Source organism: Liquorilactobacillus vini DSM 20605 (assembly GCF_000255495.1).
GTDB classification, from domain to species: domain Bacteria; phylum Bacillota; class Bacilli; order Lactobacillales; family Lactobacillaceae; genus Liquorilactobacillus; species Liquorilactobacillus vini.
In genome coordinates this window covers 1-6,932 of the sequence record NZ_AHYZ01000156.1, presented here as the reverse complement: position 1 = coordinate 6,932, position 6,932 = coordinate 1, and the positions used below count along the sequence as shown (strand labels likewise).

The following is a 6,932-nucleotide window of genomic DNA, read 5'->3' as shown; positions in this document are numbered from 1 at the left end:
ATTTTAATTAAGTCGTAAAGCAACTGAAAAAACTAGCGAATCTGATTAATGAAAAATTGTCTTTAACAGCAGCAGCTTATCATGCTGATTTAACGCAGGCAGAACGGTTTGCAGTCCAGCAGCAATTTATGCAGCAGCAATTAGAAATTGTTTGTGCAACGAGTGCTTTTGGAATGGGTATTAATCAAAAAAATGTACGTTTTGTGATCCATTATCATTTGCCGACTGATTTAGCAGCCTATTTGCAGGAAATTGGGCGAGCAGGCAGAGATGGTCAACAAAGCATTGCAATTCTCTTATACACGTCTGAGGATTTTCGCTTGCAGCGGCAGTTAAGTTTAACTACTTTACCAACGGCAGCACAAATCAAAGCTTTTTTTTCTGTTGATCCTAAACTGCAAAGAATTTTAGCAACTCAAGAGGAAAAATTCCAGTTATTGGCCTATTATCAACGATTGGGCAGCCAACCAGCTCAATTAACTAAATTTTTTGCAACCTTACGCCAAGCTAAAAAAACTAAGTTGGCAAGCTTAAAGGATTATTTAGTTTATCAGGGGTGTCGCCGAAAATTCATTTGCAGTTACTTCGATGAGGACATTAGTCAGCTAAAACATGATCAAGATTGCTGTCAGCTGCCAGAAGATGATCTGCCATTGCAGCGATTAGGGTTAGAAAAAGGATCAGTTTGTCAAAAAAGAATGCCACAATTAACTCCATTTAAAGTTCAATTGAAAAAGCTGTTTGCAAATTGGTCAGGAAACTAATATAGTGGTGGAATAATAATTATGGTAGAATAAAGAGTAAACAATATGAGGAGGGACTTTACGATGAATCACCAGGATGACGATCAGCAATCAAAGCCTTGGGACCGGAGCTTTGATGATGAACGTGATGAAAATGGCAATTATTCACGGACAGCCAGCCGAAAAAAAATCAAAAATAATTCAGTTTTAACGACATCATTATTAATTGTCTTTATTGTTGTTATCATTGGGACGGTTGCACTTTATTTTATTTCACAAAGCAGTTCTAACAAAACTTTAAGCAATAATAGCAATAATGTCGGCGTAGTTGAGTCATCTGCGAAGAAAAGTAAAAAGACTAAGGCTAGCGCTAGCAAAAGTCAAATTAGCAACAAAAAATCAAGTTCAAGCAGCACTAAAACAACGACTGCTGCGAATGAAAATTCGACTAAGATGTCTAGCGATGAAACGAGTTCAATTGAAACAGAAGAAAGTAGTAGCTCTTTAGCTGATTCGAATTCAGCAGCATCAGTTTCAACCAGTTCGACAACTGAAACAAGTAGTTCAGCAAGTGCAGACTATGCAACCGTTGGATCGGGTCAAGGAATTTATCGAGTAGCGACTAATAATGGTTTAACGGTAGCTGAACTTTTGCAACTGAATCCAGGACTTTCCAGTTCATCGGTTTTATCGCCTGGCCAAAGAGTTAGGATAAAATAATTAAGCTTAATTTAAGGGAGATTTTTAGTTTTATGAGGACAAAGTTACAGATTGCGATTGATGGTCCGGCATCAGCTGGAAAAAGTACTGTAGCAAAGCTGATTGCTAGCCAATTAAATTATATTTATTGTGATACTGGAGCAATGTACCGAGCAGTGACCTGGGCAGCTTTAAAAGAGAAAGTGGTGCTTGATGATGATGCAGCATTGGCAAAGTTGTTAAGTCATTTGGAAATTAAGTTTGTGCCGCAAAAAGCTGGTCAGAAAGTTTTGGTCAATCGAGTAGATGTGACCCAGGAAATCAGGACGCCAACCGTGAGCAAGTATGTTTCGACAGTTGCTGCACAGATCAGCGTTCGCGAAGCATTGACTGCTAAACAGCAGAAATTAGCAGTCAACGGTGGAATTGTGATGGATGGTCGGGATATTGGGACAACAGTTTTACCAAATGCGCAAGTTAAAATATTTTTAGTTGCAAGTGTCAAAGAACGAGCTCTACGCCGTTATCGGGAAGATGTCGCAAAGGGTTTTAAGGTGGATCTTCAGCAATTAGAGAGTGAAATTGCTTTACGGGATAAAAAAGACGAGTCACGGGCAATTTCTCCTTTGACGCAAGCAGAAGATGCAATTTTAGTTGATACTACTAGTTTATCAATTGAGCAAGTAGTCGAAAAAATTATGAAAATTATCAAAAAAGAAGTAAAAAGAGCTTGAAAAATGTATTTTAACTGGATTTTAAATCAAATTTCAGCTAAAATGGTATTTAGAGTTAGTCGTTAAGGAGGACATGGTCCATGAGTGAAGCAGATTCGAAAAAGGATTTATTAGAAGCGCTAAACAGTGTTAGTGAAGTAAAGATTGGAAACGTCGTTAAAGGTGAAGTTCTAGCTTTTGATGATGATAAACAAGCAATTGTTGGAATCGAAGGAACTGGTGTTGAAGGCGTTGTACCGTTTAAGGAATTGAGCGTTAAACCAGGTGAAGATGTTACTAAGCAAATCAAAGTCGGAGACGTTTTTGATTTAGTAGTCATTTCAAAAATCGGTTCAGATAAAGAAGGCGGCAGCTATTTACTTTCACAACGTCGTTTAGAAGCTCGGAAAGTATGGGATGAAATTGAGAAAAAATATGAAGCTGGTGAAACGATTTCAGCACCTGTTACCCAAGTTGTTAAGGGTGGTTTGGTAGTTGACGCAGGTGTTCGTGGATTTATTCCGGCTTCAATGATTGAAGATCATTATGTTGAAGATCTGAATCAATTTAAGGGACAAACTCTTGAATTAAAGATTATTGAAATTGAGCCAAGTGAAAATCGCTTAATTTTATCGCATAAAGAAATTGTTAAGGCTGAGCGTGAAGCTAAAAAGGCTGAAACATTAGCTAAATTAGCGGCTGGAGATGTTGTTGAAGGCAAGGTAGCGCGTTTAACTAACTTTGGTGCTTTTGTTGATTTAGGCGGAGTTGATGGACTGGTCCATGTTTCAGAAATTGCCTTTGAGAGAGTCGACAAGCCAAGTGATGTTTTAAAGGTTGGTCAAGAAGTTAAAGTTAAAGTTTTATCAGTTGATCCTGATAAAGAGCGCGTTTCGTTATCAATTAAACAAACATTGCCACAACCTTGGGATCAGGTCAGTGAAAAGATTGCTGAGGGTGATGTTATTGAAGGAACAGTCAAGCGCTTGACTAGTTTTGGTGCTTTTGTTGAAGTTCTTCCTGGTGTTGAAGGATTAGTGCATATTTCACAGATTTCGCATAAGCATATTGCAACACCAAATGAAGTTTTAACATCTGGAGAAAAAATTAAAGTCAAAGTTTTGAGTGTTCACCCTGAGCAGCATCGGCTTGGTTTATCAATTAAAGCTTTAGAAGAAAAACCAGTGGCTGGTGAAACTAAAAAATTGGCAGCTAAGAAAACAGATTCTTCAGTTGCCAATGCACCTGAAGAAAGTACTGGATTTACTTTGGGCGATCTGGTTGGTAATGAACTTAAAAATAAGGATGATCAAGAATAAATTCCTGATGATGAAGAAATTTTTGACTGGTGCAAAAGATTTGTTCTTTTGGGCCAGTTTTTTTGAGCATTGATGAAAGGAGAAACGGTAAGTGAGTAATCCAGTAGTTGCAATTGTTGGCCGACCCAATGTTGGAAAGTCGACGATTTTTAACCGTATCGCGGGTGAAAGAATTTCAATTGTTGAAGATACTCCCGGTGTTACCCGTGATCGCATCTATACTCATAGTGAATGGCTAGGTCAAAAATTTAGCTTAATTGACACTGGCGGAATTGAAATGGGAACTGAGCCTTTTTTGACTCAAATCAAAGAACAAGCGGAAATTGCGATTGATGAAGCAGATGTAATTGTTTTGATTGTAAGTGTTCGTGAAGGAGTAACTGAGGCGGATGAAAAGGTTGCTCAAATTCTCTATCAAACTGATAAACCAGTGATTGTCGCTGTAAACAAAGTGGATAATCCAGAATTGCGTGCTGATATTTATGATTTTTATTCATTAGGTTTTGGAGATCCAATTCCAATTTCCGGAGTTCACGGAATTGGAATTGGTGATTTGTTAGAAAAGGTTTGTCAGTCATTTCCGAAAGAAAAGCATTTGGAGCTCGATCAAAGTATTAAGTTTAGTTTGATTGGTCGGCCCAATGTTGGTAAATCTTCATTGGTAAATGCTATTTTAGGCCAGAATCGCGTTATTGTTTCAAAAATTGAAGGGACAACTCGTGATGCGATTGATACCCCGTTTAAAACTGAAAATGGTGAATGTTTTACCGTGATTGATACTGCAGGAATTAGAAAAAAAGGTAAAGTTTATGAAAATACGGAAAAATATTCAGTGTTAAGGGCATTGCGAGCAATTGATCGTTCCGATGTGGTCTTAGTTGTTTTGGACGCTGAAACCGGTATTCGCGAGCAAGATAAGAAAGTGGCTGGTTATGCGCATGAAGCTGGCCGCGGTATCATAATTTTAGTCAATAAATGGGATTTAATCAAAAAGGATAATTACACTTTAGTTGAATTTGAAAAATTGATCCGTCAAGAATTTCAGTACCTAGACTATGCCCCAGTTGTATTTGTTTCGGCAAAAACTAAACAGCGCTTAAGTCAATTACCAGAACTAATTAAACAGGTTTCAATTAATCAGCAGCAGCGAATTAAATCTTCAGTGCTGAATGACGTTTTGCTGGACGCAATTGGTCGCAATCCAACTCCAACGGAAAATGGCAAGCGCTTGAGAATTTACTATGGGACACAAGTGGCTGTTAAACCACCGACTTTTGTGATTTTTGTTAATGATCCTGATTTGATGCATTTTTCTTACGAACGCTATTTACAAAATCAGTTGCGTGAGGCATTTGATTTTACAGGCACCCCCTTGCATTTGATCAAACGGCGCCGGAATTAGGACAGTAGGAATGTTTTTGAATGAAATAACTTTTGAAAGCAAGCTTAGGAACTTTATGAGAGTTTTTTTAGAATTGAAACGTTAAAAAGAGAGTCATAAACCTTGATATATTAGGGTTTATATGCTACCTTATTAAGAGAGATGATGATTTGTTAGTCATTGTTTCGTCATTTCATTTGAAATGACACATTGCCACAACTTAGATTGTGGATTCTTCAGCTGAGGAGGTGAAACCATGGCAAACAAAGCACAATTGATCGATACAGTTGCAACTAAAACTGGTTTGACAAAGAAAGATGCAACTTCAGCTGTTGATGCAGTTCTGGAAACGATCCAGGATCTACTTAAAAAAGGCGAAAAAGTTCAATTAATCGGATTTGGTAATTTCGAAGTTCGTGACCGTGCAGCTCGTAAGGGCCGTAATCCACAAACTGGTGCAGAAATTGAAATCCCTGCAAGCAAAGTTCCGGCATTTAAACCGGGTAAAGCGCTGAAAGATGCTGTTAAGTAGTTTACAGCTCATAATAATTCGCCAAAGGTCGGAACGAGTTTAGTGTTCCGACTTTTTGTTTACTGATTAAAATTATTGGGTATAAAAGAGGACAAAAATGACATACTCTGAAAAGACATTAACGCAAATCAAACTTGGTAACTTTGATTTAGCTGACCAAGAATTACAACTGGCTCTTTTGAAAGATCAACCTGATTTCTTGTTTAATTTGGCTGAAGAGTTACAACAGTTAGGCTTTTCTGACTGGGCCAAAGATATTTATCAAACTTTATTAAAAAGATTTCCTGAGGAAGATCAATTAAAAACAGCTTTAGCAGAGATTGCTATCAATAATGGTCAAGATGATCAAGCTTTAGCTTACTTAAGTCAAATTGGGCCCGCTTCTCCTGCGTACTTAAATGCATTACTTGTAGCAGCTGATTTGTATCAAACCCAAGGCTTATTTGAGGTCAGCGAACAAAAGCTTTTAACAGCTTTAAAAATTGCTCCAAATGAATCGGCGGTGCTTTTGGGCTTGGCGGAATTGTATTTCAATATTAAACGCTATCAATCTGCCATACCTTTTTATCTGCAGCTTTTGAGAACGGGACAGCTGCAATTAGCTAAGATTAATTTGGTTCAACGAGTAGGCGCTTGTTATGCCGAAACTGGTCATTTTGAGCAAGCACTGGGTTACCTTGAACAGATCCATCAGCGTGATTTAGATCCAGATATTTTATTTGACCTGGCTTTCACGCAGCTTCAATTAAAGCGTTATGAAGCTGCAGCTAAGAATTTTGAAAAATTGAGAAAAATCAGTCCAGACTATACTTCTTTATATCCTTATTTAGCTAATGCTTATGAAGAACAGGGACAATTACAGCAGGCATTGTTGATCGATCAAGAAGGATTGCGAATTGACCAGTATAACAGTAAACTTTATTTACATGCTAGCCAGATGGCTCAGAAGTTAGCACAACCAGAGTTAGCTGAACAATATTTACGTCAGATCTTACAATTTGACGAAGATAATTTAACAGCTTTAATTGAGTTAAGTGATCTTTTGCAAACTCAAAAGAAATATCAAGCAAACATCGAGTTGTTGAAAAAAGCTATTAAGTTGAGCAATGATTCACAATTAGTCTGGAATTTAGGTCGGGCCTATAGCGCTTTAGAAGATGATCGGTCAGCGCTTGAATGCTACCGTTCAGTTCAAAAGGATTTTGAACATGAAGCGGATTTTTGGCGAGAGTTAGCATTATTAGCTCGGCGCAGCGGAGATCTACCGCTTGTTAGAAAATCAGTTGCTAATTATTTGAAGATTGAACCGAATGATTTAACGATGCTCGATTTGCAAAATGAACTTGATGAAACATTTTAAATTAAGAATTTGGTTTTTCAGCTACCTGATAGCTCAATAAACGATAGTAGTTGAGAGATTTTAAATCAAGATGCAACTGACGACAACAATTAAGTGATGTTAAATTACGATGGCGGATCAAGAAACTTAAAATAGCATCGCGTCGTAAATTCTTTGGTGAAAAGGGAAATGAGAGCCAATTTGAT

7 protein-coding genes and 1 pseudogene are annotated in these 6,932 nt (G+C 37.6%); 7 read left to right on the top strand and 1 reads right to left on the bottom strand.

Annotation, left to right across the window (positions count from 1 at the left end; all coding sequences use genetic code 11):
• Window positions 1–23: 23 nt before the first annotated feature.
• The 7 genes from ON15_RS08755 (at window position 24) to ON15_RS08725 (ending at window position 6,747) form a co-directional block, all read left to right on the top strand.
• Window positions 24–764 carry a helicase-related protein gene (locus ON15_RS08755; protein WP_268869597.1) on the top strand — a complete coding sequence of 247 codons (741 nt, stop codon included), beginning with the start codon at window positions 24–26 and terminating at the stop codon, window positions 762–764.
• 63 nt (window positions 765–827) lie between these two features.
• Window positions 828–1,463 (top strand): LysM peptidoglycan-binding domain-containing protein, encoded by a 636-nt coding sequence (locus ON15_RS08750; RefSeq protein WP_010581108.1) that lies wholly within the window; start codon window positions 828–830, stop codon window positions 1,461–1,463.
• 32 nt (window positions 1,464–1,495) lie between these two features.
• Complete coding sequence (gene cmk / locus ON15_RS08745) at window positions 1,496–2,176, top strand: (d)CMP kinase (RefSeq protein ID WP_010581107.1); 681 nt, start codon at window positions 1,496–1,498, stop codon at window positions 2,174–2,176.
• Between the two features lie 80 nt (window positions 2,177–2,256).
• Complete coding sequence (gene rpsA, locus ON15_RS08740) at window positions 2,257–3,474, top strand: 30S ribosomal protein S1 (RefSeq protein WP_010581106.1); 1,218 nt, start codon at window positions 2,257–2,259, stop codon at window positions 3,472–3,474.
• A 91-nt stretch (window positions 3,475–3,565) separates the two neighbouring features.
• Entirely contained in the window at window positions 3,566–4,876 is a 1,311-nt protein-coding gene (gene der / locus ON15_RS08735) for a ribosome biogenesis GTPase Der (protein WP_010581105.1), read from the top strand.
• A gap of 235 nt (window positions 4,877–5,111) precedes the next feature.
• Window positions 5,112–5,387: an HU family DNA-binding protein gene (locus tag ON15_RS08730; RefSeq protein ID WP_010581104.1), complete on the top strand. Its 276-nt coding sequence runs from the start codon at window positions 5,112–5,114 to the stop codon at window positions 5,385–5,387.
• Window positions 5,388–5,484: 97 nt separating this feature from the next.
• Complete coding sequence (locus ON15_RS08725) at window positions 5,485–6,747, top strand: tetratricopeptide repeat protein (protein ID WP_010581103.1); 1,263 nt, start codon at window positions 5,485–5,487, stop codon at window positions 6,745–6,747.
• A gap of 1 nt (window position 6,748) precedes the next feature.
• Here the strand turns inward: ON15_RS08725 and ON15_RS12055 are convergent.
• Window positions 6,749–6,932 (bottom strand): annotated as a pseudogene (locus ON15_RS12055) (hypothetical protein); the annotation flags it as partial.

What these genes read in the sequence shown, in the direction of transcription:
- ON15_RS08750 (WP_010581108.1), top strand. Translation starts at nt 828, where the DNA reads ATGAATCACCAGGATGACGATCAGCAATCAAAGCCTTGGGACCGGAGC.
- cmk (WP_010581107.1), top strand. Translation starts at nt 1,496, where the DNA reads ATGAGGACAAAGTTACAGATTGCGATTGATGGTCCGGCATCAGCTGGA.
- rpsA (WP_010581106.1), top strand. Translation starts at nt 2,257, where the DNA reads ATGAGTGAAGCAGATTCGAAAAAGGATTTATTAGAAGCGCTAAACAGT.
- ON15_RS08730 (WP_010581104.1), top strand. Translation starts at nt 5,112, where the DNA reads ATGGCAAACAAAGCACAATTGATCGATACAGTTGCAACTAAAACTGGT.
- ON15_RS08725 (WP_010581103.1), top strand. Translation starts at nt 5,485, where the DNA reads ATGACATACTCTGAAAAGACATTAACGCAAATCAAACTTGGTAACTTT.